Annotated in this window: 2 protein-coding genes; both read left to right on the top strand. The window is 70.4% G+C overall.

Annotated elements, in window-relative coordinates:
* A partial coding sequence (locus tag A612_RS01295) for a benzoate/H(+) symporter BenE family transporter (RefSeq protein WP_019372808.1) occupies positions 1-700 on the top strand: 700 nt, incomplete at its 5' end.
* Positions 701-735: 35 nt separating this feature from the next.
* Complete coding sequence (gene gshB, locus A612_RS01300) at positions 736-1692, top strand: glutathione synthase (RefSeq protein ID WP_019372809.1); 957 nt, start codon at positions 736-738, stop codon at positions 1690-1692.
* Positions 1693-1844: the final 152 nt, after the last annotated feature.

The raw sequence follows: 1844 nt of genomic DNA on the forward strand, positions 1-1844 counted from the left end.
CCGGCTGCTGCCGCGCTATGCGGTGGTCCTGACTTTGGCCGCCGGCATCGCCTGGGCCGCCGCGGCCGGCCAGATGCACTGGTCGGCCGTGCAGCTGGAACTGGCCCGCCCGGTCTTCACCGCGCCGGTGTTCACGCTGCAGGCCTTCATGAGCCTGGCGCTGCCGCTGTTCATCGTCACCATGGCCTCGCAGAACCTGCCGGGCGTGGCCGTGATGCGCGCCACCGGCTACCGGCTGCCCGTCTCGCGCCTGGTCGGCATGACCGGCCTGGCCACCCTGGTGCTCGCGCCCTTTGGCGCCTTCGCGCTCAATTTCAGCGCCATCACTGCCGCCATCTGCATGGGGCCGGAGGCCCATCCCGACCCGGCGCGCCGCTACACGGCCGCTGCCACCTGCGGGCTGCTTTATGTGCTGGTCGGCATCTTCGGCGCGGTCGTCACCGGCCTGCTGACCGCCTTCCCCGAGGAGCTGGTGGTGGCGATCGCCGGGCTCGCCCTGCTCGGCTCCATCGGCGGCGGGCTGGCCTCCGCGCTCGCAGGCGAGAGCCATCGCGAGGCTGCGCTGATCACTTTCCTCGTCACCCTGAGCGGCGTGGTGATCGCCGGCATCGGCTCCGCCTTCTGGGGCGTGGTCGCCGGCAGCCTGGCGCTGCTTGTGCAACAGTACGGGCGCCAAGGCGCCGCCCGCGCCGCGCGCTGAACCGGGCCCTGCGCCCGCCCATTCCTGGACACCCCATGCACCTGCTTTTCGTTGCCGACCCCCTGGAGCAATTCAACCCCCGCAAGGACAGCACCTTCGCCATGATGCGCGAGGCGCAGCGCCGCGGCTGGCGCCTGGCGGCCTGCGAGCCGCGCGACCTGCACTGGCAGCGCGGCGGGCGCGTCGGTGCGCCGGTGCGCGAACTCCGGCTGACGGGAGAGGAGGGGCCGGCATGGTTCGACGCCCAGGCGCCGCGCCCGGCAGCGCTCGCCGACTTCGACGCCGTCCTGATGCGCAAGGACCCGCCCTTCGACAGCGAGTACTTCTACGCCACCCACATGCTCGAGCAGGCCGAGCGCGAGGGCGCGCGCGTGCTCAACCGGCCGCGCGCCCTGCGCGACCACCCCGAGAAGCTCGCCATCATGGAGTTTCCCGAGTTCATCGGCCCGACCCTGGTCACACGCTCGGCTGAGGACATCCGGCGCTTCCACGCCGAGCACGGCGACGTCATCCTCAAGCCGCTGGACGGCATGGGCGGCGCCGGCATCTTCCGCGTCGGGCCGGACGCCATGAATCTCGGCAGCATCATCGAGACGCTGAACCAGGACGGGCGCCACAGCGTCATGGTGCAGAAATTCCTGCCCGAGATCGCCCAGGGCGACAAGCGCGTGCTCATCATCGGCGGCAAGCCGGTGCCCTACACGCTCGCGCGCATCCCCCAGGGCACGGAAGTGCGGGGCAACCTGGCGGCCGGCGGCCTGGGCGTGGCGCAGCCGCTCGGCCCGCGGGATCGCGAGATCGCCGAGGCGCTCGGGCCGGTGCTCGCGGCGCGCGGACTGCTGCTCGCCGGGGTGGACGTGATCGGTGACTGCATCACCGAGATCAACGTCACCAGCCCCACCTGCTTCCAGGAGATCCAGCAGCAGACAGGCTGCGACGTGGCGGCGCTGTTCATCGATGCGCTGGAAGCGGCGCTGCGCGACTGGCACTGAGGTGTTTTTTCGGGCTATACTTGCGGTCTTGCTGCAGCGCGGCCTTCCTGTTGGAGGCCGGACGCGGTGGCAGGGGTGGCGAGAGTCTCCAGAGATTTTTTCCACCTCGGTCTTGTCTATCGGCTCTTTTGTGTTGTATAGTTCAAGGCTTC

The organism is Melaminivora alkalimesophila, from assembly GCF_000282995.1.
Lineage (GTDB): Bacteria > Pseudomonadota > Gammaproteobacteria > Burkholderiales > Burkholderiaceae_C > Melaminivora > Melaminivora alkalimesophila.